The sequence below is a fragment of the Paenibacillus sp. FSL R5-0887 genome (assembly GCF_038002305.1).
In the GTDB taxonomy this organism is placed as follows: domain Bacteria; phylum Bacillota; class Bacilli; order Paenibacillales; family Paenibacillaceae; genus Paenibacillus_AQ; species Paenibacillus_AQ odorifer.
Genome location: NZ_JBBOCE010000001.1, coordinates 1,186,536 through 1,212,228, shown reverse-complemented (window position 1 = coordinate 1,212,228; position 25,693 = coordinate 1,186,536). Strand labels below are relative to the sequence as shown.

The following is a 25,693-nucleotide window of genomic DNA, read 5'->3' as shown; positions in this document are numbered from 1 at the left end:
AGAGATGTAAGTTGAAGGTTCTATTATATGGGTAACCCATCAGAAAGGAGACTCACATAATGGAGTTTTTAAAAATTGAAAATTTATGCAAAGTCTACGGTAAGGGAAATAATCAAGTTACTGCGCTTGACCATGTTTCACTTACAATTGAAAAGGGAGGATTCACCGCAATCATCGGTTCGTCCGGCTCGGGCAAATCTACATTGCTTCACAGCGTCGGGGGCGTAGACGTACCGACAAGCGGAAAGGTATATTTGAACGGGCAAGATGTATATAGCCAAAGCAATGAAAAACTCGCCATCTTCCGCAGACGGCAAGTTGGACTGATTTACCAATTTCACAACCTCATTCCCACTCTGAATGTAGTGGAAAATATCACTTTGCCTATCCTTATGGACAAGCGCAAGGTCAACGAGGAAAGGCTAAATGACCTGCTCGAAATGCTTGGGTTGCAAGATCGAAAAACGCATTTACCCAATCAGCTTTCAGGTGGTCAGCAACAGCGTGTTTCCATAGGACGCGCTTTGATGAATGCCCCGGCGGTCATGCTTGCCGACGAACCCACGGGCAGCTTAGATAGCCGAAATGGACATGAAATCATCAAGCTGCTCAAAGAAAGCAATAAAAAATATGGGCAGACCCTGATCCTCGTCACCCATGACGAAAATATTGCCCTGCAAGCAGACCGTATTATCGGTATAACAGACGGCAAAGTAACGCGGGATGAACAGGTGGTTCGGCCATGAATATTTTTAACAAAGTCACACTGCAAAGTATGAAAAAAAGCCGTTCCCGAACGATTGTCACGGTGATCGGAGTTGTTCTGTCCGCCGCCATGATTACGGCTGTCGCTACCTTTGGCACTTCCCTGTTAAATTATCTGGTAAACGGTTCTATTGCGAAATACGGCGGTTGGCACGTTGAGTTTTTGGATGTTGATTCCTCTTTCGTGCAAGAGAGAACCCATGACAGTAAAGTTGCAAACAGCGCAGCATTTGAAAATATCGGTTATGCAACGCTTGAAGGCGGGAAAAGCCCTGAAAAGCCCTATCTTTTCATCACCGGATTCAGTGAGGAAGCCTTTGATACCTTACCCACAAGCCTGATTTCCGGCAGGCTTCCTGAAAATAGCAAGGAGATTCTCGTCCCGTCTCACGTTACTGCAAAGGGCGGTGTTAGATTTAAGTTGGGCGACACACTTTCACTTTCTGTTGGAAGCCGATTGAATGGAAACAAGAATCTCGGCCAACACGACCCTTATCAGACCGGGGGTGAATCGGGAGAGGACAAAGAAACCCTTGTTCCAAAATCAGAGAGAACCTACAAGGTTGTAGGTATCTGCGAAAGACCCAGTTTTGAGGAACATTCCGCACCAGGATACACCTTGATAACGAAAGCAGATCCTAAAGACCAAGCGGACAACTTCAGTATATTTGTCACACTGAAAAATCCGCACGGTGTAACGGCTTACGCAAGCAGTACAGTCGGAGCAGGAGCTTATGTCTTTAACGATGATGTACTGCGCTTCATGGGCGCTTCGGACAATAAACTGTTCAACACGCTTCTGTACTCAGTTGGCGGCATTTTGGTTGCCATAATAATGATAGGCTCGATTTTTCTGATTTATAACTCGTTCAACATCTCGCTGAACGAACGCACACGCCAGTTCGGGATTCTCGCATCGGTGGGTGCAACGGCAAGGCAACTGCGAAATTCTGTGCTATTTGAGGGACTTTGCATTGGTGCAGTCGGCATACCTATTGGCATTATGGTCGGCATAGGCAGTATCGGACTTGTAATTCCTATGGTTGCCGAGAATTTCGGGAAAACTTTCCACAGCACCGTGCCTTTAAACCTATCGTTGTCTGTCCCCGCAATTGTCGCAGCTACAGCAGTCAGTTTAGTTACCATTTTGATTTCAGCCTATATCCCGGCCAGAAAAGCTGCAAATACTCCCGTGATGGAGAATATTCGTCAGACCAACGAGGTCAAAACCGAATCGAAAGCGGTAAAAACATCAAAATTTGCACAGCGTATTTACGGTTTGGAGGGTACACTTGCGTTAAAAAACTTTAAAAGAAACAAAAAACGTTATCGCAGCATTGTGTTATCGCTCACTTTAAGCGTCGTGCTGTTTGTATCGGGAAGTGCTTTTGGAACAACTCTAAAACGACTTTCAGAACAGTTGATAATGGACATGGACTATGACATTCTTTTTACCACTCAGGTGACGGACGACAGCGAAATGATCCCGCTTTACAACAAACTTAAAACCTCTGACGGGGTTTATGAAAGCTCGTACCAAACCGTTTATGTGTATACATCCGTAATTAAGGCAAGCGATTTTTCAGACCGTTACCGGGAATACGCGGGGTATACTACGCCGGACGAAACGGTTCAACTACCCATGGACATCCAGTTTATTGAGGACAGCAAATATCTGAGTTTTATCAAAGAATTGGGTTTGTCTGCAGATGAATATACCGGGCAGGACGCGAAGATGATTGCCGTTGCCAAAAAGCGGATTGATAATAATGAAAGGCCAAGCGAAGTGTTTAATATGTTTGCAAATCATTCCATGACATTTAGTGTCGCCCCCCAAACAAATGACAAGCAAATGATGGAACAGGGGCAAAGCATAAACATTACGTTTGTCGATACGTACCCGGTGGATCCGCCTCCAAGGCAATCTTTAGAGCAGCGGCCATACGTTTTTATGGTGGTAGCTCCCTATTCACTTAAAGAGAACTTTAAAAGCCCGGATACCCATGCGGAAATGGGCCTGGCCTTTCTTTCAAATAATCCCTCGCAATCGGTGGCTGAAATGGAAGCGATCATTCAGGACACGGGAATGATGTCTGCTTATACCCTTTACAATGTCCATACAATAGTTGAACAATACCGCAGTTTAATATTTGTTATTGATGTGTTCACCTATGTTTTTGTTATTATGATTTCCCTGATTGCGGTTGCAAATGTATTCAATACTATTTCCACAAATATCAGACTGCGCAGGCGGGAACTTGCCATGCTCCGCTCGTTGGGGATGTCCGACCGCGATTTCAATAAGATGATGAGTTTTGAGTGTTTCTTTTATGGGATGAGGACGTTGCTGTTCGGAATTCCAATAGCGGGAATCATCTCGTGGCTGATTTATGAAGGGTTAGTGGCCGTAGAAAGGATAGATAACTTTAATTTTGTATTCCCGTGGGGCAGTATGGCAATTAGCGTGTTTGGCGTAATCTTTATCGTGTTTATTACAATGTTGTATGCCATTAGCAAGATAAAAAAAGAAAATATCATTGACGCGCTTCGGGATGATTTGGCTTGATTTTAATACCGATATTAAGATCAGGTTTTACTGCAAAATTGTGGACATACGGCTTTCTATGTATTCAAATTTAAACTTCACCAAAAAGTAAATCCTCCAATATAGATTATTTACAATTCAACAGTAATCGTTCGGCTGTGTGCCTAAACAATTATGTTTATCGTAAACATCCTTATTGGAGGATTTGCATTAGCGCAGGGTTTTTCCTTTAACTTATATTTAGAGCTACTTAGTCAACTTTATTAAATTCGATCCAGTCGATCTGTAAACCTGGTTTAATGAATTCCAGTTTCATTTCATAAAGACCTGCTTCGAGTTCTACTTTCACAAGCTTTTGTCTAATCCATTGACCTTCTGTCCCGTTGGTTTGAATGGTTGTCATCAATTGATCATTCAAATTAACATTGCATGCACTTTGAGCCAGCTCAGGTTCTGTTGACATGATATGCACGAGGATCCGATATTGTCCAGCTTGGCCAACTTCAAAGAAAGTCGATCCTTCAACTGCTGGCTTAACCTGTGGATTTTGAGATAAGGATTGTACTTGTTCTGCAGTAAGTGAAGGATTAGCCTTAAAGGACTCAACTGTTTCAACAATTTGCTGTTTTCTCGAGAATACTGGAGCATGTATGATGAACTCACAAATATTCATTGCAGAACGTTGCAGCTCTCCTCTAGTCAAAGATCCATTTTCCAAGGATTCAATGGTGTTGTCATTCCATCCATTAATTTCGGCGCCATAGTTAGCTACAACCATGTACAGGTCATTTTGTGCACGGACCATCCAATTTGTAAATTTCCGGTCTGCAGCTCCACCATTAACGACATCATTCATGATAGCCCACCAGTCTGTCATGACAATACCTTTGAAGCCCCATTCTCCGCGGAGAATTGTAGTGTTCAAATCGTAATTTGAAGCGGCCCAATGTCCATTAACAGGGTTATAGGAGGTCATAATTGAATTCGCTCCACCCTGCTTCACTGCAATTTCAAAACCTTTCAAATAAATCTCGCGAAGCGCACGTTCCGACACAACAGCGTCCACTTTACTGCGATGTTTCTCCTGATTATTGCAGGCAAAATGCTTCAGCGTGGCATTAGAGCCACCTTTCATAATCCCACGTGTACATGCAGCCGCAAACACCCCAGAGATCAAAGGATCTTCAGAAAAATACTCAAAGTTGCGGCCATTAAGCGGGCTGCGACGAATATTTAGACCTGGTCCAAGCAAGGTGTCTATGTTGTTTCGTACCAACTCTTGTCCTTCTAACACATACAGCTCTTCGACTAATTCGGCATTCCAAGTAGCTGCAAGAAGCGTTCCGATCGCAACCTGAGTCGCTTTTGCTCCACTATCCATACGAATTCCTGAAGGACCATCTGCCGTACATGCAACAGGGATTCCTAAGTTATATAGACTATCACTTACTCCTCCAAATGCAGAAGCTGTACCCGGTGTAACCAATGGGCTGCTCATACCTTCACCCCGTACAATGGCAGCCAAATCATCGTCACTAAGCTGGGCAATAAAAGCTTCCATACTAACTTTTTGTTCAAATACATCTCTTAATTTATGCCCTTGATTGCCTGTCTGGGAGATCGTTGTTGGTAGATTGCTCTCGATCCGTTCTGCTAACGAAATCTTGCGTGTTGGAACCTCTGCATAAACAAGTTCATATGAACCGTCTGCTTTTTGAACACCAGGTTGCATTCTTGTAAAGCTTTGCGTGGGTGCAAGAGCTTCTTGTAACTGTTCCACAACTTGAAGAGTTTCCACGACATAGCCGCTATTCCCTTCAACCTTGACTTCCTCCACTTTTTTAACACTCGTTCCCACAAATATGCGGTACGTGCCTTCTTCTAGCACATAAGCGGAAGCATGCCCTGACACACCAGCATCATCATAGGAAGCCATTGAATGAACAGGGAAACTCACGGTAAGACGTTGAGCTTCGCCTGGCTGAAGGACTTCTGTTTTTGCGAAGGCTGCCAAAGCTTTAGCAGGCTGTCCCAATTTTCCTTGTGGAGCTTCATAATAGACCTGAACAACCTCTTTTCCAGCAAAGGTAGTTCCTGTATTAGTTACGGTTACGCCGACTTCAACATTAAGTTCGCCAGCTTTGTAAATAAGTTTAGCTTCTTCTGGCTCGAGCTTAAACGTGGTATACGATATTCCATAACCAAATTCATATTGAACCTTTTCTGGGCAAAATGTCTCGAAATAACGATAACCAACATAGATATCTTCCTGATAAAGGTTTGTAAATTCATTACCGTAGTTGTGTGTTGACGGGTAATCGTTGATGGAATATGCGATCGTGTCTGTTAATTTTCCGCTTGGAGTTACTTCTCCAGCCAGCACGTCCGCAATTGCATTACCACCTTCCATTCCCCCCTGCCAAGAGTAGATGACAGACGAAATCGGATTTTTATAGCTTTCATCGTTCAGCCAGCTCATATCAATAATATTAGAGACGTTCAGTACAACAATCGTTTGCTCAAAATATGTAGTTACCTGCTTCAGCATCGCTTTTTCATCAGCTGTTAGTTGGTAGCTTCCTGAACCATCGACATTATCCTGATCTTCTCCTGCTGTACGTCCGATTACAATGATTGCTTTGTTCGATTTACTTCTAGCCTCAGCTACCAATTCGTCGGATAAAAGCATTTCCTTCTGGTTCCATGGCTCTGCAGCCCAAACGCCGCCACCATTATCAAATGGATTTTGCTCAATCCACTTCTCATATACTGCTGCCAAATCTTCGTTGACCGTAAGGTTCTTTTTACTGCGAAGACCGCCCAGCAGGTTGGTCGTATAAGTAACATGAACACTACCGCCCGAACCAGTACCACTGCGATAATAATTCACTTGAGTTCTGCCAAAAACAGCAACATTATCACTTTCAGCAAGCGGAAGCACCTGATGATCATTCTTCAACAGTACCGCACCTTCTGCTGCTACCGTTCGGCTAAATTCTGCAAAACCTTCTAATGGAATTCCCACACTCTGTGTACTCAACTTGTTTCCTCCTGTTGTTCAATTCTATAGGTTGTTTCTTTAGGCATCAATTACATATCATAAAGTTTAACTATACCATTATAGTACATTGGATAACTGTAATATATATAATAATTATCTTTATTAATATAATAATATTGGTCTGTTAGAGTTGGAAATTTTCAATCGGTGCTAAAAATATCAGCTAAGTTCAATGATCTTCGTGGCAACATTATGGCAAAATTCGCGATCATGCTCCACAAAAACGAGTGTTGGTGTATATTCAAGCAATAGCTCCTCAATTTGCATACGTGAAATAACATCAATAAAATTAAGCGGTTCATCCCAAATATACAAATGAGCTTTTTCACTAAGACTTTTGGCGATCAGGACTTTTTTCTTTTGGCCGCCACTGTAAGTGGATATATCCTTATCAAATTGAATTCTGGAGAAATCAAGCTTTCGCAGAATAGATTTAAAAAGACTTTCATCTATCCCATTCTCTCTAGCATAATCTGTTAAATCGCCCCGTAGATCTGAAGTGTCTTGTGATACGTAGGAAATGATAAGCTGGCTATCCTTAGTGAAGGTGCCGGTATAATCTATATCCTCACCGCAGATCAATTTGATGATACTTGATTTTCCGGAACCATTTTTACCCGAGAGTGCAATTCTCTCCCCCTGCTCAATGGTAAAGCTTACTTCTGAACATACCCTTTTCTCTCCGTAAAAAACCGAAACATTATCCAGCTCCGCAAGATGACGTTTATGATAAGCAAGCTGCGTAATCTCTAAGTTCTCAGAATTTTCGATGTTTTTAAGAAGCTTAGACTTTTCGTTGATGGCAGATTGCTGTCTCTGCTCGATGGCTTTAGAGCGTTTCATCATTTTAGCGGCCTTGTGTCCAACATAACCTTTATCTAACTTAGATCCAGAATTTCTAGTTCCATTTTTAGTTTTTTCCACCTCATGTGACCAGTTACCTGTTCGTTTAGATGAGGCTGACAAGCGTTTGATATCTCTTCTAAGTTTTTCGTCTTCCGCTATCTCAAAGTTATCTTGTCTGACTTTATTCTCCCACCAGCTAGAAAAATTGCCCTTTTGAATCTCTATATTGGTTTTGTTGATTGACAAGATGTGGTCCACACAATTATCAAGAAAGGATCTGTCGTGAGAGACCAGAATATATCCACTTTTCGTATTGAGGTAATCACTGACAAGTTTTCTTGCCGTCATATCCAAATGATTTGTAGGTTCATCAATCAACAGGAAGCTATTTTCCTTAATGAATAATGTGGCTAACAGCACTTTCGTTTGCTCTCCGTTAGACAATGAATCAAAGGGACGATATAACACATCCTCAGAAACCTTTAGCAAAGAAAGCTCACGCATTAACTTCCAATGAATATAATCCGGAAAAATCTCGCTGATCACATCTATGGTGTTAAGCTCCTTGTTATTCACCTGAAAGGGGAAATATTCAAAGCTGACATGAGCAGAAATATTACCGCTGTATTCATGCTTTCCAAGCAATAAGCTAAGAAATGTAGTCTTTCCTCGACCATTTCTCCCTGTGAAACCTAATTTCCAATCGGTATCGATTTGAAAGTTTACGTTCTCAAATATGTTATCGTAGCTGCCTTCATAGGCAAAGGTTAGATTTGTGACATTTATTAATGACATAAAATAATCCTCCTGTATTTTAACAAAATAAAAGCCACAAGAAAGTTACTTTCTTGTGACTCAAATAAATACAGCAAATCCAGCCCCAAATGGAGTTAGATATGGATATATTTTCGAGTGAAAAGAAGTAGTAACTTTCTTGCATACAAAGAATAAAACAAACGAAATAAACCATTGTTGTTGTTTTATTCATCATGGGACGCAAGAATAATTACTACACTATACTTTTCAACTCCGATCATTAATTTGTAATTATGTTATCATGCATACTTATTATTTTCAACTTCCTACCCATAATTCGTTAAAAAAGTTCAAATTCTTCTTCTATAAGATCCATATTTACACTCATAGCTGTCCGACTCCCGTCAGCCGCGGCATACACTAACTGAGAAGGCATAAAATAAGAAACATCTCCAGCCGAATATAATCCTAGAATCGAGGTTCTCCCCGCACCATCCGTGCTAAACCCACCAGAATCATTCCGCTTTACAGTCAAATGGTCTACGATTGATGACGTTTGGATCAAATTCGGAGAAATAAACCCTCCCGTTCTTAAGATCTCAGTACCATCTGCAAAGCGAACCGCCTGAAGTTGCCCGTCATGACCCATAAAAGAGGAAACTGTTTGTTCATTGACTACAACTCCCTTAGCCTCAAGACTTTTTTTCTGTTCATCTGAAAGGAATGTCTTGCCGTTCGTGCAGATAACCAAATCTTTACTCCAATTGAGCAGCATTTTTGCCATATGAAAAACATGTGGATTTTCGCAAACAACGACAAGGGGTTGATCTCGTAATTCCCAGCCGTCACAATACGGGCAATTAAACAGACTTTTTCCGTATAATGGTCGTAGGCCCTCTATCTCAGGAAGGACCTCTTTTAACCCAGTCGCCAAAATCAATCTGCGAGCTTCAATGTGACGACCAAACGAATCATGTACCGCAAATCCAGAATCAATTTTGTTAATCAAAATAATCTCAGTCTGGATATGCTTAACAGACGGATAACGTAGTACCTCTTCATACGCAATGCGACGAAACTCGGCTGGTGTAACCCCGTCTCTTGTAATAAAACCATGTGATGTATGGGTAACAGCATTCCTTGGCTGATTATTATCAATTAAAGCTACTTTTCTTCTTGCCCTACCAAGAACAAGGGCTGCGTTCAAGCCTGCGGGTCCACCACCAACAATAATGCAATCGTAAATCATATGAATCATCTCCTATATGCAGATATTAAAGACTCTTTTTGTCTATTATTAAACCAAAAAATATTTGCCACATCATAGACTTAATGAATCTATAATATCTCCAAATTAGCTAAAGTGTCAACCCAAACTTTCCGATCCTCCGTGAGTTTTATTTAGTGTAATACTAGAAAAAAGTAAATAAGCCCATTACCTTATGTTTGGAGGTAACTTAATACTCCAATATATCAGGTAAGAGCTATATGTTGAACTTACTTGGCAGTGCAGGGCTTCCTCACTTATCAACCTTCACCGTTTGCTAATTCTAAATCATCAGCCGAGGGTCCGTAAAGACCAGGTACCGGCACGTCAAGCAGCCGCAGATAAACTCCAAGCTGCGCCCGGTGGTGAACCATATGATTCAATCCGATGGTACGAAGCGCAGCTGCCCGTGTCTGACGACGGATGATCTGCTCCCCGTTCCGCAAGGTCCACTCCGCGCCGAGCATCTCCACATTGCTTGCAGTAATTAATTCCTCAATCTCACGAGCTTTCAGGTCGAACTCTTGTAGAACCGCGTCGGGACTCTCCAGTGCTTCTCGTCGATATGCCACAGATGCCAAATCAAACTCCGAGTAAAGTAGAATTGCAGATTGCCAGCTCAGAAGGTTAACGAGGTGTGTGGCCAGCCCACCCAGGCTCATTGACTTAGAGTGTGGTTTCCATGTCATATTCTCTTGAGGCAGCTTCTCCAGTATCCGACGTGTACCAGCCAGCTCTTGCAAAACATCCCCAATGATCAGCTCTTTAACCATTCATCTCTCTCCTCTCTTCTGTAAAGCAATTTCTTTTGATCATTCGTGTGATACTTTTGATTTCTTTTCCCAAACACTTTCTAACTCTCCGCTAGATCGGACCGAGGTGCACTTATTTCGTAGATTTATAGCATTTCACCAGGTTATCGGACCCAGATGCAGTTATTTCCCTAAATACACTCCAATTCTGTGCCATTACAAGCCAATAAGAGCTATGCAGTCCGATAAGCTTGAAAAATGCAGCGAAAATCTAAAATAGCTGCAATGGAGTCCGATACGATGGACATTTGGCGAAAGTCCAATACAGAATACATCAGAAGGAAGATCTAATTGGATTATCAATAACGACTTCGACATCGCTTAAGAAACATCCTGCTGAGCATTCGCTTTTCAAGTCTTCTCTCTGCAACTTTTTAGATACTTTCTGCCAATTGCATAGTTGTAACACATGTATTATCACTCTTAAAAGTGGAAAGCTCAGATTTTGCTGTTTTTCCGTCCTGCTCAATGGTTACGTTATATTGTTTGTCCCGGGGCAACCAAAGATCAATAAATCCGTTAGATAGCGATTTCATTTCTTGATCCACAATCACATTGCCTTCGCTGTCTTCGATATATACTTTAAACTCATCATCCGTTAATTCCCCTTGGCAGCCAGTCAAGCTATGTGTTGCGCAAGGATGCGTATTCTCCACATATGGAGCTATAGAAACAAAAAACTCATCTTTAGGCAAGTCGTAAGTTTTCTCTTTATTGTTACTATCGGTTACAATAAGTTGCTCAGAAGTGATAGACGCGGACAGGTTTTCCAGACTGCTTGAACTATATTCTTGCACTAATTGCTTAATGTCGGTTGTATCTTGTGCTGAAGGCGTATCCTTATCGATACCTCCCAATAACAAATACGCACCTAATGCAACAACCGCCGCTCCCGATACCACCAAGATATTTCTTTTCATTTGTAATCATCTCCTTCGCTTATTCGCCAGATTATGTACTCACTCAAAGTATCTTCCATTTCTTTTAGTATAACTAGTTAAACTAAACTAACACAATTATGAACAAGGCAAAATAGTGAAAAGTTATGTATTTGATTCATCCTCTATCAACACAAAAAAAGGCCTCCTCACTGGTTTTTCAACCTCGAGGAAGCCTTTTATCTTTTATATTATTATGCTTGTAAATTACCGACCATAACACGAATGACATCCGCAAGAGGAGTAGCTGAACGTTTCAGCAGTTTCTCTAAATCGCTACTTTCAATATTAAGCCAACCTTCACGAATCCCACGTTGTATAGCTACAACTATTGGAAGCGCAGCTTCTGGGACACCCACCTCCGACATGGTCTTGGCATAAGCCTCGTCGTCAACCTGGATTACTTTGATTTCTTTACCGATTACACTGCCTATGATCTCAGTCAATTCCTCTTGTGTTAAAGGGTTGCCAGACAATTCATACACTGTGTTCTCATGTCCGTCACCTGTCAGAACATTTGCTGCAGCTTCTGCATAATCTCCGCGTGTAGCCCAGCCAACTTTACCATTCCCTGCTGAAGTCACCCATGGGGCACCTGCTAGAGCACCTTGAATGGAGCCGATCTCATTCTCCAAATACCAGTTATTACGGAGGAAGCTGTAAGGAATGCCTGTTGCGCGAATAGCTTCTTCGGTGATGCGGTGAACTTCAGCAAGAAATAGTTCACTCTTGTCTGCTTGTCCTACACTTGTGTAGGCAATGAAGCCGACGCCTGCTTTTTCCGCAGCAGCAACAGCTGCTTTATGTTGACGAATCCGGGTTTCATTATCACCATCTGCAGATACAATTAATAATCGATCCACACTGGCAAATGCTGATTCCAGCGTCTCAGGTTGATCAAAATCACCATGACGGACTTCCACTCCACGTGCCTGAAGATCACTTGCTTTTTCTGGGTTCCGCACACTAACTACAAGATCACTTGCGGGTACAGTTTTAAGTAAAGCTTCTATCACCAATGATCCGAATTGACCTGTTGCTCCTGTTATTGCTATTTTCATTTTTACTTCCTCCTCAAATTAGGATGATAAATTTATTTTAACCACTACCTGTAACTATTGTAGTTACAATCAGTTTGGATGTCAACTTATTTATGATCCCAACTCTGGCTGGATAATAAACAGGAGAATTAAAAAATTATATTCAGAACAAAAAAAACACCGTCATTTCCGTTAGGAAAAACGCTGGTTCTATGATTAGCTCCAACTCAACTTAATAATGGTCCCTTGTCCAGGGCTACTCTCAACAGCAATTCTGCCCTCCATACATTCGATTAATCCCTTGGAGATCGCCATGCCAAGGCCGGATCCGTTGGAGCTAGATACGGTGTCCGTTCCTCGATAATAACGTTCAAATAATCGGTTAAGTGTGACTTCATCCATTCCATCGCCATCATCGGAAAATTGAATAGTAAATCCACTGTCCAAATCATTCATAGTAAGCGAAACCGTTAAAATCGTATCCGAGGGGTTATGAAGTAAAGCATTCGCAGTCAAATTGTTCACAACCCGCTCTAGCCATGGAGTATACAATCGGGCCCTCACTTCGTTTGGTGCCGGCACAAATATAATTCGCTGCTTCCCGTATTCGGGATTTGCAGCAGCTTGATCAAGGGTTTGATGTAACCAAGAGTTCAATTCCACTTCCATCAGCTCTGGTGGCTTGATCCCTGTTTTTAGCCGATAGGTCATGGCAAGATCACTGATCAGCATGTCCATATGGGCTGATTTATCCAGCATCGTCCTTGTAAACTTGCGAACTTCCTCTTTCGACCAATCATACGAAGGCTCCGCCAGTAAATGAGCATAACCAGTTATAGAAGATAAAGGAGTTTTTAAATCATGTGTAACACCTGCGATCCATTCTTCCCTCAAATTCTCTGTTTGTTGCCGCAACGCCTGATCTCTCTGCAAATTAGCAGATAATTTCTCTATGGAGACCATTACATCAGAAAAAACCCGGTATCTCCGCCTCCATTTACCTACGTGTGTTCGACTACGACGATTTCCTTTACGGTCCAAAGGCTCTGTATATATGGCATTTCCAATAGAATCGAGCCATACAAGCATATGCAGCATTGGCGCTCCAAACCTATGAGCTTGCCATAAAGATAGCAATATAAATGCAAGCAATAAAGCCGCGAGCATTGCTAATGAGCCTTTAATGACAATTTTAACCTCTTCAGGTACCCATACCTTTTGTCCTGTATCTGCACCCTTTACGTTCGGTTGTCCAACGATCCATGTTTGGCCCGTTTGTTTATCAAAAGAAGATCGGACATGATAGCCGTAACGTTCACTGTAGAGAGTGCGTAGTGCTAGCTCTGGCACTGAGTACTTGGTGGGAATCATCTTTGGCCTATTATAGGAGAGCAGCTCCGTACCCGATGAATCAATGAGTTGAACAAAAGCCTGTGATGATTTAATTTCTCTTTCAATCGAATCAGGCAGAACCAGATCTCCATCTACTGCATCAAATGTACCTTCGCTCATTTTTTTTAACAAAGGATCTAGTGTATTTGGCGCGCCATAAAGAAGCGTGAATTGTCTCCCATTTTTCTCTTGAATCCATACAGCCAGAGTATACGGAAAAGGCTGAGTCCCTGTCCAATAGGCGACTACTTCACCCGGTCCATATTGAATTGGGACATCTTTTGGAGTGTTGTAGGCACTTTCAACTTTTCCATTTTCATCGATATTTTGCAGCCAGCCCTTATTCTTCTTCACTTGCTCCAGCAAGCTCGGGGAAAATTGAATGCCCTTCTCATCGATTTTGGAGGATTCAACCAGTTGCTCTAAGCCAACATTAGCAAAATCACGCGTAATACTGATATCGAGAAAACGCAACAGCATCCAAGTAAACGTTACTGCTGCAATAGCGAGAACAACCATTCCCGTAATTGCTAGCTGTAGAACGAACCTTAACGTTAACCGACGTTTGATATTCATGGCATGGACAACTCCTGGCGGTCTACCTTCACCAGCTTATAACCAAGACCCCTAACGTTAACAATAAATTTTGGATCGGACGGGTCTGCTTCGATACGTTCTCTAATTCGATGAATATGAACCATGACCGTATTATCATCGCTCAGTGCTTCATCGCCCCATACTTTCTCATATAACTCACTTTTGCTGAAAATCTGATTAGGATGTTTGCATAAGAAGACCAGCAGTTGAAATACAAGTGCCGGACAAGCAACAGACTGACCCTCTACCAGGAGTTCTCCCGCTGTCTCATCTAGCTTAAACCTTCCGTAATCATATACATTTGCAGATTTATTGGGGACTATTTCTACACTCTTGCCAGTAGCCTGTTGGTTAGCAGAAGCAAAATATCTCCGCAGTTGTGCTCTTATACGAGCCACCACTTCAAGCGGGTTAAAGGGCTTGGTAATATAATCATCTCCGCCTATAGCAAATCCCGTTAATTTATCGAAATCAGACGTTCGAGCAGTCAGAAAAAGAATAGGGGCATCCGTCGTCTGACGGATAAAAGGGCAGATTTCGATACCACTTCGTCCGGGCAGCATTACATCCAGCACAATTAAATCATATTTTTTGGATTCACAGGCACTTACTGCTTCCTCACCTGTTTGCACTGTATCTATATTGGCGTAGCCTTCCTTACGCAGCACTGTCTCCATAATGTCTAAAAGCGATACCTCATCATCAACCAATAAAATTGAAGCCTCATTCATATAAATTTTCCCTTTCACAATAGACGTTTTTAACATCATAGCATGATTTTTTTGGCTAGCAATCTTACTAATCTTAACGGAAGCTTAATTCGTATTCATTAAATAGCTAGTAAATTATGTAAGTGTTAATATAGAATTTCAGAAGAGCTAAGGATAGACTGCTACAATCGTAATACTGGGAGGCGATATATATGAACAAAAAACCTAAAAAAATCATTCATAAAGTTATTTTGAATACAAGAACTGCATTGGCTGTAGGGTCATTGTCTTTATTAATGGCTGCCTGTGGAGGAGAGAATGCAGATGTGCCGACTACTGAAAAGGCGGAGCAGACAACAAGCCCGGCCACAGCTGCCATTCTGAGCGGATTTGCTCCAGATGAACTATCAAAGATTCTACTGGACGGGAAGTACAAGGAGTTGTATGCCCGCTTTAATCAGCCTTTAAAAGATGAAATAAGTGAAGCAGAATTAACAGAGACAGGAAAAGAATTCACTAAGGGTATCCATGCATTGGAAAAGGCATCGACCATGCAGCTTAATGGATTTGATCGACGCACATGGGTTAGTGATGCTGGCAATAAGGGGCTTGTCGGGATGTTTGATCCGGATGGGACGATTACATTAATTCAAGTTCAAGAGCTTACCCCTTCTCCTGAAACCGACAATGTACTAAGCAAACATGAATACGCACTGCCGTTTGAGGGAGATTGGTATGTATTTTGGGGTGGTGAAAATGTGCTTGTGAATTATCATTATGAGTTAGAAATCCAGCGGTACGCTTACGATTTTATCCAAACCAAAGATAACTATTCCTATACAGGAGATCCACTAAAAAATGAAAGCTATTATGCCTTTGGCAAAAACATTCTCGCTCCAGCGGACGGCACCGTTGTATCGGTTGTGAATGACATTAAAGACAATGAGCCAGTTGGGGTCATGAATCCGAATCAAGCTACCGGAAATATCGTTGTCATTGATCATGGCGGGGAATATAGTCATTTGGCGCATCTCAAACATGGGTCAGTTACTTTAAAACCGGGGGATAAAGTCGAAAAAGGTGAAGTTATTGGCTTAACAGGTAATTCTGGTAATACGAGCGAGGCCCATCTACACTTCCAAATCTCAGATGGAGCTGATCTATTCACTTCCCGGGCAATCAGAGTTAAATGGGAGCAAAATTTAAAACCAATTCAAGGTGAGACTATTTCCGCTGCTAATTAGCGCTAAATTCCGGGTCGCTAAGGTTGTCTCTCATAAATAATAAATCAGATGAGACAACCTTGATCTTCCCTAAAAAACATCCTACTTTCTTGTAATACCAATACATATAATCCGGGTAATTCACAAATAATAATAGACATATAGGATATATAGTGACTAAATATGGCTCTCTTTTCAGAGGAAAGGAAGTGTCAACCCCGATGTCTTTACTCCTAGGCTCTCATGTGTCTATGACCGGAACAAAAATGCTCCTTCGAGCTAGTGAAGAGGCAGCCTCTTATGGAGCGACCACCTTCCTTTTTTATACCGGAGCCCCACAAAATACACGCCGCAAACCCATTGAAGCTTTGAATATTGAAGCAGGACATGCTCATATGAGAGATAACGGTATTTCTAATATTATTGTACACGCTCCATTTATTGTTAACTTAGGAAATACACTTTCGGCACAGGTCTTTGAGCATAGTATAGAGTTTCTTCAATCAGAAATCATAAGAACAGAAGCTTTGGGTTCAACCCAAATCGTCCTACATCCTGGCTCCCATGTTGGTGCTGGCTCTCAAGCTGGAATCTCTCGGATCGTGGAAGGCTTAAACGAAGTGCTAACAGATAAACGAAATGTTCAGGTTTCATTAGAAACTATGGCTGGAAAAGGTAGTGAATGTGGAGTCTCTTTTGAAGAACTTGCAGCTATTATTGATGGAGTGACCCATAATGAGCGCCTATCAATTTGTTTGGATACTTGCCATATCCATGATGCCGGTTATAACGTAAAAGAAGATTTTGATGGCATATTGGATAAATTTGATCGATTGATCGGAATAGAGCGACTAAAGGTAATTCACGTCAATGATTCAAAGAATATTATGGGCTCACATAAAGACAGGCACGAAAATATAGGACACGGATATATCGGCCTTCAGGCGCTTCGATATGTGGTCCACCATCCTCAACTATCAACCATTCCCAAACTCCTAGAGACTCCCTCCATCGGTGAAAAGAAATATGTAAACGCACCCTATAAGCATGAGATTTCCTTGTTAAGGGGAGAAACAGATGAGCTGGTAAAAAAATAAAAACCGCCAATTACGCGGTTTTTCATCTGTGCAGCCATGATCGACTATCCTTTTGTGGAATCAATTGTAGTAGGTGCGGTTCCATTTACCTGGAGTTTTTTTAACGAGTTTTTCTTTGCTGTTAATTCTTTGGAAAGATCAGCTTGCAGGCGATTCATGTTCTTAATTTCATCGTTAAGCTTTTTGATTCGCGTCATTTTACTGCTCAAATCTGTGTGAGACTTGCTAAATTTCATATCCTGTTCTAATTGATTAATTTTGAATTTGGATTTTTCTTTTTTGTTCTTCACGTTTTTGAGCTTGCTCTCTACCTCTATGATTTCTTGTTCTAACCTTTGGATCATTGGTTTGGTGAAATTAATCGCCATTCTTACACCCCATATCATTTAGTGTTGCCGAGAATCAATTCTACTATAAAAGAAGAAAAAAGCACACTCATTAGAGTATGCTTTTTAAAAATAATCAGAGAAATAAGGATGTTCTGGCCTGATTAACCCTTCCAGGAATTGAACTGTAGCTTCATCTGCCTGGATCCGACCGATCCTAGCCAAATAGGTAGGTCGCTTATAGCCCATTAACATCGTGGTTAAAGTAGGAATGTCAATCAACAAGGAAGGGTTAGTCCCTCCTGCGTGCAAAACACCTGTTCCATCTTTATCCACATTAAGCGTAAATGTACCCCGGTTCCATTCCAGCATCGGATCACTCAAGGTGAAGATAAGGCAACCATCTTTATCCTGTTTTTTAAACGGATACTGTTCGATAAATAATTGCACATCCACTATCCGGGCCATAAAATAAGGAGCAATGGTTTCCTTGATGTCACCATCATCTAAAACGAAGGAAAGCGGCTCCCCTTTATAAATATCCCCTTTGACAAGAGTAATCATCGAAAAATGTGCACTTATAAAGTTCCATAATCCCACGCGAGCTTCTTCGTTAATATATACCATTTCTTTGATGTAAAAGATCTCCTCAGCAACCCAATACAACAAATACCCTGTGGGCAAATCATCATTGTTATAGTAGATGCCCACTGTCATTTCATCCAGATCCCAGCGTAAATATTCTTCCCAAGCCAACTTATTTCGAAGCATAGCTCCATGATGCTGCATGGAGAACTGATCATATATCTCCTTGATATCTGGATGTTCAATAGTTACCCGCTCCACGTTCCCAGGAACTTTTTTAGTTTTCGGCAGCTGGGTATCCGGAACTTCAAATGAGATTTTATCGGTAATGATCTCCCAGCCTTTCCGCCTATAATACGGAATAGAATACGGAAATAGATAAGAAATTGATTGCTTGCGGCCCCGCATTTTAGTTAATGCATGCAACATCAGCTTATTCATTAAACCTAAATTAGCATATTCGGGATAGGTTCCAACACCCGTCAGGCCACCCATCTCATAAATTCGCCCAAAAATATTTACTTGAAATGGGTATACTGCTAACTGTGAAATCAATTTATCACCATCAAACCAACCGACCACATCAGCATACTTTAGAACTGGCAGCTTCGCTTGGGTGATTTCACGATTTTCCCAACCAAAGATTTGTAAATCACGATTCGTCACTTGAAATACATAACGCAATAAATTATTAAATTGCTCTGCATGTTTAGTCTCGACATTTGCTAACCTGATTCTGTCCTGTAACTTATTGCGACTCACTAGCAATACCCCCGCTGAATTCCCCAGATATAAATCAGAAATCACTCTTATTATTCTTTATATCCGTTCAATAAATACATTCTTTCAGAGAAGGTTAGCCTAGCGAATTCTTTTGCAGCTGCGGGATCAAAGCATACGCAAACGTAATGAATGGGCTTAACCACAGAAGGGTGGCATAAGGTATATATTCAATTACCGGCACACCTAGTGTAGCAGCGAAAAAAGCACCGCTAACTCCCCAAGGAATTAAAGGATTAACAAGGGTTCCACAATCCTCTAACGTACGGGATAGTGTCTTTGCTGGAATGCCTCGGTGATTATATTCATCTTTGAACATTTGACCAGGCAACAAAATAGAAAGATACTGTTCACCAGTCATCCCATTAACCGCAATGGATGATGCGCCGCTCATAAGCACGATACTGCTTTTACGTTTGAGGGGTTGAATGATTTTGCGAAAAAAAGCCTCTATGACACCACAATGTTGTATTAGCCCGCCTAATGATAAAGCAATCAAGATAAGTGAAACGGAACTCATCATTGATTGCATTCCACCTCGGTTAACGATAGAAGCAACGGTTCCATTGGCAATAGTACTTTCGTATCCATTCTGCATCACACTGAACCAGACACCGATTTCTGCCTGCTGCTGAATAATAGCGGTCACTAGAAGACCAGTAACAATACCAACTATCAGTGTAGGAAGGATTGGGATTCGTTTGATTGAGCAAATAATAACGGCAAGTGGTGAGATCAACGTTAACCAGTGGATATGAAATCCATCTTGTAGAGCAAACTTAATCCCCTGAATCGACGATAAATCAATCGCATCGGCTTTTGGTGCGAACAAGAAAAAGACAGTAGTTATAATAAGCGCTGGAATCGTTGTGTACATCATATTACGAATATGTGTGAACAAGGATATACCTACCACTGCAGGTGCAAAATTCGTCGTATCGGATAAGGGTGACATTTTATCACCAAAACAAGCTCCGCAAATGATCGCTCCAGCAGCAAGTGTGGGAGAAATCCCTGTCGTCAAAGCAATACCCATCAAAGCTACGCCGATCGTGCTAACGGTGGTGAATGAGCTTCCAGTAAACATAGAGACGACAATTGTGACATATAACGCGCTTACTGCAAAGTAGTTCGGATTAATATAATCCATACCATAAAATAAAAGTGTAGGCACCGTACCACTCATCATCCATACAGCGATCAATATTCCGATTAGCATGAGGATAAGAATGGGCATTATAGCTGTTTGGATGCCTTTAATGATAGCTGCCTCAATATCTTTCCATGACACGCCAAATAAACCCAATAAGACTGCTGTGCCAACTGTGGTTGCGAGAAGAGGGATATGAGGTTCTGCTTTCAATAGGAAAATAGATACAAAAAGAAGTGCAAAAATAAAAGCGATAATAATCATACTTTTTGAAAAACTAAGCTGACGGTCCATAACGATAGTGCTCCTTAACATTGTGATTGGGATAAAATTCGGAGATTGCGGTGCTTCCTTACTTTTAAGCTTTTAAGCTTTTAGGCTTTTGGGCAATGAAGCACAGAGGTAATATTAACGATAAGATAGAGAAGAGTCAATGTTAAGAACATACAATGAAGGTTTTTCCATTAAAAAAACAGAGGGCAAAATGCCGCTCTGCTATATATTCACCCTATTCACTTTACAATTGCAGCTTTAAAATATCCTGCGGAGTTTCAAATTTATATTTCGCGGGAATATGCTCATGCTGCTTGCATCCCCATAAAGTTAAATCCAAAATCGACACCAGCATCTCGTGCACATTCATAATCATAAATCGTGTCCCCTATGTAAATAGATGATTCAGGGTTTGCTTTTGATACTCTAATAAATTCTAGCAAGGGGTCTGGATGTGGCTTATGCTCTGCTGTATCTTCTGCGATAACGGTATATGATAAATATTTAGTTAAGCCAAATGGAACGAAATCGTCATTTAGCTCATCTCTTGTCTTGGAAGTCACAATTCCTTGAACGATCTCTTTTGACTGTAATGAACTCATTACATCTACAATTCCGTCAAAGATGTTAATAGTATCATAGAAATCTTTCATGAAAACATTCCATCTCTCATTGCCCTCATGAATATCTTCGATCCCAAGTTGTGGTAATGAAGCTGAACCGGGAATACCTAACACAAAATAGAGCTCTGACAATTCATACTCTCTGTTATGATCCACCTTTAACATCTTTTGCAGAGAACTCAGAACAGCGATTTCTGTATCAATTAAGGTTCCATCCACATCAAAGATTACAGTGTTATATTTACGCATAACTACCTCCTATAGGATTACAACAAATATAAGATTATTAATCGTTAAGCTTCTATTACTTAGAAAATAACTCTACGGCTTGCGTATCCATAATCGGATTAATATATTTCTCTAGCGTAATCGTTAGGGGTTGAGGATAATCTTTCGCTCCCTTTCCAAAAGTATAACGCATTTCATCCACGGCTGTACCATCCTTTGAAGTCATGTAGCCACCGAAGTTTCCTGCCGAAGTTGTTTTGATTGCTCTTTTATGCACATTTCCTTCCGCATCAGTAAAAGTCTCAGCAAGTCTAGTGTAGTATTTTAAATATTCGGCATCAGTAATTGTATGCCGCAACAAGATCTCTCCTTCATCTGCATAATTCTCTTGCGTTGGAACAACAAGCTCAAGGCCACTTCCCGGTGCTTCAATGATTTGCTGCTTATTGAGATCGACAACAATTTTCATTTTATTCTTTTCCACTGCCGAGATACCAAAGGTTTTTAATGAAACGGTGTCTGGCTGACGGTTTAGACTGCTCTGGCTGTTCCTGAACACCAGTGTAAACTTGGAGTTGTCCGAATAGACTTCAGAATTGTCAGAGTTGATGATGTCGGGGTAAAATAATTTTTCGGTAGCTCCCCCATTTGTACTAATCAGAACTGGATTAATCAATTGGAAAATTTGTTTATCATTGTTCGGATCATACTCCAAATCTACATAGGTACTAAGCGGTGTATATTGCACTAGATTCACTTTAATCTTTTGCCCGTCAACTGTCAGCGTTTTATCCGTTTTTAGAATTCTTTCCTGTGCTTTGAGCATATCAGGATTAAGTTCGAAAGCAACATCCAGATTAGTCCGGTACTTATTACTACTGGATTGTAGCGCCTTATCTGAAGTTTCAGTGAGAATGACATTATAGTTTACTTCCTTTGGATATTTAACCGTTGGTGAAAGACTAGTAGTGTATATAAAATCCTTAGACTGGCCTGGTTGAATTCGGTTATCGCTGGCAAGCATACTTAGTGCAGCACCTTTATGTAGATTCGACTCCTGTATGCCTTCATATTGAAGCGCAAAATTCGCATGTATAACTTCTTTGTCTGTATTGTTCTGAACACTGTATAGAATATACACCTTCCTTCCATCTGTTACTGCACCAGTTACATCCACTCGGTACCCCTTGTTTTCCGCGCTCTGACCCACCGGCATCACGAGATTCTCTTCCAGAGCACTAGCAAGCGCTGGTTCTAACCTTGAAAATGAACGATAAGCTGCAAAATCATCTGTATTTTTAGGGCTGGCGGTTTGAACTGAAGGTTCAGCCACTTCCTTGGCCGGTAACCCGATTGAAGAGTATGTAAATAAAAGGGCTGCGGCTGCAACTGCGATCACTCCCAAACCTGCGGTATAAACGCGGCGTTTCTCACGTTTTTTTCCTTCCATAATTCCCTTTCGCATCGCGTTATAAATTTTCATTTCCTGTAAAGTTTCAGTATTCTGATTCATTTCATCAACATTTTTCTGCAAAATACGATCTTCTTTATCTGTCACTCCGTTCACCTCCCATATCACTTCAGCACATTACGAAGCTGTTTAAGTCCCTCGCGTAACCAGGTTTTGATTGTACCTTCAGGTTTTTTTAGCACTTTTGCGATTTCGATTGTAGTCATGTCATTGTAATATTTAAGAAGTACCACATGCCGATATTTGGGCTTTAATCGGTTCAGAGCACGTTCCAGATCAATCCGGTCGTTACTTTTCATTTCCTGAGTTGCAACCTCTGCCAGCTTCTCCGTAGGAATCACTCGTTTTTTTCGTCGTAGTTCATCCATACAGCAATTGATCGTAATTCGAATCAACCAAGGTGTAAATGACTGTTCATCTTTAAGCTTCTTACGTTTCATCCAGGCTCGACATGAAGCCTCTTGTACAACTTCTAACGCGTCCGCTTCTGTCCGTAGATAACTATAAGCGACAGTGTACATTTTCCGATGCTCCACATACAGGCGTTTAAAGAAAACTTCCTCATCCATTCGGGCAAAATCAACCATTCTGACCTCGTCCATCGTCCTATCCACCACTCACCACACCCCCTCTTTTTTTGTCAGTGTCGGTATTAGGATAAAGTCATCGTTCTGATGTTCTTATAAGTAAGACGGAGTTGAACGTAAAAACGATTGATTTTTTTCATAAAAAAGTGCTGGCAAAGATGCCAACACTCCATTTTCATATTTATCGATCACGATTAACCATATAATTCAATAGATGTTTTAAAAAATTGATATTGCGGGGGATCTCTTTTAGCGCCTCCATGGCAAGACAATAGTGCTCCCACATCTCTTTTCTAGCGCCTTCTGAACCCAGAATGGAGACAAACGTTGCATTGTTATTCTCAACATCCTGCCCTGTGGGCTTACCCAGTAATTGTAAATCCCCTTCCAAGTCGAGTAAATCATCTTTAATCTGAAAAGCAATCCCCGCATGATAAGCAAATTTCTTCAAAGCTTCAATTTCTGTCTCCTTAACCTGTGCGAGAATCGCTGGCATAACTAGTGAAGCTTCGAACGCAATGCCCGTCTTATAGAAACAAATCATATTTAATTGCTCTAGCGTCAATGCTTTCCCTTTAGAATTCAAATCCATCGCTTGCCCCATGCAGGTATCTTCCGCCTTTTGAGCTGAATATTGCATTAAAGCAATTACGGATTTAGCATCGAATGTAGAAAGGGATGCCTGTTCCTCAATCGACTTCTGAATTAGAAAGAGTCCTGTCAATTCCGCCGTTGCGCTATTATACACCTCATGTAGAGTTGAACGGCCTCTTCGAGTGGGGGCATTATCCTGTGAGGGCAGATCATCGAAAATTAAGGATGCAGTATGCATATATTCCAAAGACCTCAAAAGCGGCACAATTGCCGCGCTGTCTAATCCGTATTCGTTCACCCCCATAACCCAAGTCAGAATAGGTCGTATTCGCTTGCCATCACCCTCTAAACTATAATTGGCTGCATCAATTAACATTTCTTTCATAGCTGGTGTCCCAACAGGTTTATTAATCGGCAATTGATTGTTGATTTCACCACGAACCTTTTGAATCGTATTGTGAAAATCCACCTTTTCCTGCTTGTTGTTTTTTAAATTCGTAAGCATTTGATCTCTTAGTAGTTTGTCAAAAAAATCCACATCATCAGCTTTCAACACCATTTGCTGCACGAGACGATTAAATTCGGGTTGACCCGAAGCAAAGATCTCCATAATCTCTTTATACTTTTCAGTACCCACACGTTCTTTACAACGCTTCAAACCGTTAATTGCTCGATCTAGAATCACTTCACGGGTTTTGGCATCGGAGTGATATACGGAATGGATTAGATGAGAGATGACGGTCCAGTATAATTCAAAAGGGTTTATCAAATCTGAACGTTGATCACGGTATTTCAGAAAATAGGTATACGGCGTTACCGCTCCCTCTTTCATATCGTCAAACATATCTGCAAAATCATCAGCCAGTTGATTGTAAAGACCATAATAAAAAGTGCGTTGATCAAATCCATCATCTGTAGGTGCACTAATAACGGATCGGACAATTAAACGGGAAGAAGAGGATTTTAAGATAATGGGGATATAAAGCTCTTCATTGGTGTAATTAGCGTTGGAAAGTTCCTTAACACGGTCCAGCTCCTGAGATTGAAAAAACACAAAGGATTGCTCGAAAAATATGTTCTGCATTTCTGGACGTTGATAGCTTTTAATATATTCGAAAGCTTCACTAAGCTCCGAATGTACGTATCGAATGAATTCCATGTTCTCTCTGGACCATTCTCCAAGCTCAGGCACAGATCTAGTAAGGATAGCGTCGCGTATCATGAGGGAAAATTGCTCTTTTTCTTGAACCGTTAAGACACTGGAATCGAGAAGATCATCAATAAAAGGGTAAGTCAGCCCATAAGAATAACCAAGTCTAATGGCTTCACTAAGCTTCTTAGAACGTTCCAAAGGTGGGGTACTCTCCCCCATTTCCTCCATTACATGCAGAATGACCCCGATAATGATCTTAATTAACTTACGCTGCGCTTGTTCGGCATTCATTTCCTGCGGAATATGGGTTGATACGTTCTTTAGCTTGTCGATCACCCAGATGGTGGCGGTCTCGACGCCTTCTTTCTGCGCCCAGCGATATACTCCTGCCAAACTCATAAATTCCGATTGATCTCTTATCGTTGTTGAATCGTCTGGGATCAATTGAGATCTAATGTCAGCAACCATTCGCTGAATCCTGTTTTGTGTATCAGTAGAATCCAAGGCTTTGCCCAGATCCCTCATATATAAATAGGACACGCTGCGATCTAAATAATCATCCAATTTACCGTTAAGATTCAGCCAGCCTATATACCTATGATAATCCTGCGAATCAGGTTTCCTTTTCCCTCTAGAGAAAAATGACAACCATGAGCGGCGATGAATATGATGTTTTTTCCATAATTGAATATCTTCAGTGAGAGTAGATACATAAGTTTTTTCTTTGAACTGCATGTACAGTGAAACAAAATACTGAGCCGCCCTCTGCTCAGCTAGCGAATAGGCTGAATCGGCATGATCGGTTACATTCACATTCATAGGTGGATTACCTCAACTTCTCTTTTGGTTAATTGTCGGTCATGTTCATATCTTA

General features: G+C 41.2%; 19 protein-coding genes. 4 read left to right on the top strand and 15 right to left on the bottom strand.

Annotated elements, in window-relative coordinates; all coding sequences use genetic code 11:
• Positions 1-59: 59 nt before the first annotated feature.
• A complete protein-coding gene (locus MKY14_RS05615) occupies positions 60-746 on the top strand; it encodes an ABC transporter ATP-binding protein (RefSeq protein WP_076125710.1) in 687 nt (228 codons plus the stop codon).
• A complete protein-coding gene (locus MKY14_RS05610; protein WP_339191029.1) occupies positions 743-3,331 on the top strand; it encodes an ABC transporter permease in 2,589 nt (862 codons plus the stop codon). The genes MKY14_RS05615 and MKY14_RS05610 overlap by 4 nt, the downstream gene beginning before the upstream one ends.
• 229 nt (positions 3,332-3,560) lie before the next feature.
• On the opposite strand, the gene MKY14_RS05605 is transcribed toward MKY14_RS05610, so the two are convergent.
• The 8 genes from MKY14_RS05605 to MKY14_RS05570 all read right to left on the bottom strand — a co-directional run bounded on the left by MKY14_RS05605 (position 3,561) and on the right by MKY14_RS05570 (position 14,750).
• The gene (locus MKY14_RS05605) at positions 3,561-6,350 is read right to left on the bottom strand and encodes a glycoside hydrolase family 3 C-terminal domain-containing protein (RefSeq protein WP_340975960.1); all 2,790 of its coding nucleotides are present in this window, start codon (positions 6,348-6,350) and stop codon (positions 3,561-3,563) included.
• 180 nt (positions 6,351-6,530) lie between these two features.
• Entirely contained in the window at positions 6,531-8,012 is a 1,482-nt protein-coding gene (locus MKY14_RS05600) for an Lsa family ABC-F type ribosomal protection protein (RefSeq protein ID WP_076222543.1), read from the bottom strand.
• A gap of 301 nt (positions 8,013-8,313) precedes the next feature.
• On the bottom strand, positions 8,314-9,222 hold the full coding sequence (locus MKY14_RS05595) for an NAD(P)/FAD-dependent oxidoreductase (protein ID WP_340975959.1): 909 nt from the start codon (positions 9,220-9,222) through the stop codon (positions 8,314-8,316).
• A 278-nt stretch (positions 9,223-9,500) separates the two neighbouring features.
• Complete coding sequence (locus tag MKY14_RS05590; RefSeq protein WP_076125721.1) at positions 9,501-10,013, bottom strand: DinB family protein; 513 nt, start codon at positions 10,011-10,013, stop codon at positions 9,501-9,503.
• 413 nt (positions 10,014-10,426) lie between these two features.
• Positions 10,427-10,972: a CueP family metal-binding protein gene (locus tag MKY14_RS05585; RefSeq protein ID WP_076278438.1), complete on the bottom strand. Its 546-nt coding sequence runs from the start codon at positions 10,970-10,972 to the stop codon at positions 10,427-10,429.
• 212 nt (positions 10,973-11,184) lie between these two features.
• Complete coding sequence (locus MKY14_RS05580) at positions 11,185-12,051, bottom strand: SDR family oxidoreductase (RefSeq protein ID WP_339174188.1); 867 nt, start codon at positions 12,049-12,051, stop codon at positions 11,185-11,187.
• Between the two features lie 195 nt (positions 12,052-12,246).
• On the bottom strand, positions 12,247-13,998 hold the full coding sequence (locus tag MKY14_RS05575) for a sensor histidine kinase (RefSeq protein WP_339174185.1): 1,752 nt from the start codon (positions 13,996-13,998) through the stop codon (positions 12,247-12,249).
• Entirely contained in the window at positions 13,995-14,750 is a 756-nt protein-coding gene (locus MKY14_RS05570; protein ID WP_076217551.1) for a response regulator transcription factor, read from the bottom strand. Before MKY14_RS05570 ends, MKY14_RS05575 begins: the two co-directional genes overlap by 4 nt.
• A 191-nt stretch (positions 14,751-14,941) precedes the next feature.
• Here MKY14_RS05570 and MKY14_RS05565 point away from each other — a divergent pair, with 191 nt between their 5' ends.
• Both MKY14_RS05565 and MKY14_RS05560 read left to right on the top strand, forming a co-directional pair.
• Positions 14,942-15,973, top strand: coding sequence for a M23 family metallopeptidase (locus tag MKY14_RS05565; protein WP_340975958.1), 1,032 nt, complete (start codon positions 14,942-14,944; stop codon positions 15,971-15,973).
• 200 nt (positions 15,974-16,173) lie between these two features.
• Positions 16,174-17,049 carry a deoxyribonuclease IV gene (locus MKY14_RS05560; protein WP_076303784.1) on the top strand — a complete coding sequence of 292 codons (876 nt, stop codon included), beginning with the start codon at positions 16,174-16,176 and terminating at the stop codon, positions 17,047-17,049.
• Between the two features lie 44 nt (positions 17,050-17,093).
• Here the strand turns inward: MKY14_RS05560 and MKY14_RS05555 are convergent, their stop codons facing one another.
• The 7 genes from MKY14_RS05555 to MKY14_RS05525 form a co-directional block, all read right to left on the bottom strand.
• Positions 17,094-17,417 carry a hypothetical protein gene (locus MKY14_RS05555; protein WP_036677934.1) on the bottom strand — a complete coding sequence of 108 codons (324 nt, stop codon included), beginning with the start codon at positions 17,415-17,417 and terminating at the stop codon, positions 17,094-17,096.
• Positions 17,418-17,501: 84 nt separating this feature from the next.
• Positions 17,502-18,722, bottom strand: coding sequence for a GNAT family N-acetyltransferase (locus MKY14_RS05550; RefSeq protein WP_076184556.1), 1,221 nt, complete (start codon positions 18,720-18,722; stop codon positions 17,502-17,504).
• A 94-nt stretch (positions 18,723-18,816) separates the two neighbouring features.
• The gene (nhaC, locus tag MKY14_RS05545) at positions 18,817-20,184 is read right to left on the bottom strand and encodes a Na+/H+ antiporter NhaC (RefSeq protein WP_340975957.1); all 1,368 of its coding nucleotides are present in this window, start codon (positions 20,182-20,184) and stop codon (positions 18,817-18,819) included.
• 284 nt (positions 20,185-20,468) lie between these two features.
• Positions 20,469-21,035, bottom strand: coding sequence for an HAD family hydrolase (locus MKY14_RS05540; RefSeq protein ID WP_340975956.1), 567 nt, complete (start codon positions 21,033-21,035; stop codon positions 20,469-20,471).
• A gap of 55 nt (positions 21,036-21,090) precedes the next feature.
• On the bottom strand, positions 21,091-22,572 hold the full coding sequence (locus MKY14_RS05535; protein WP_076125748.1) for a DUF4179 domain-containing protein: 1,482 nt from the start codon (positions 22,570-22,572) through the stop codon (positions 21,091-21,093).
• Between the two features lie 17 nt (positions 22,573-22,589).
• On the bottom strand, positions 22,590-23,087 hold the full coding sequence (locus tag MKY14_RS05530) for an RNA polymerase sigma factor (protein ID WP_076125874.1): 498 nt from the start codon (positions 23,085-23,087) through the stop codon (positions 22,590-22,592).
• Between the two features lie 166 nt (positions 23,088-23,253).
• Positions 23,254-25,638, bottom strand: coding sequence for a polyprenyl synthetase family protein (locus MKY14_RS05525; RefSeq protein ID WP_340975955.1), 2,385 nt, complete (start codon positions 25,636-25,638; stop codon positions 23,254-23,256).
• Between the last annotated feature and the right edge of the window lie 55 nt (positions 25,639-25,693).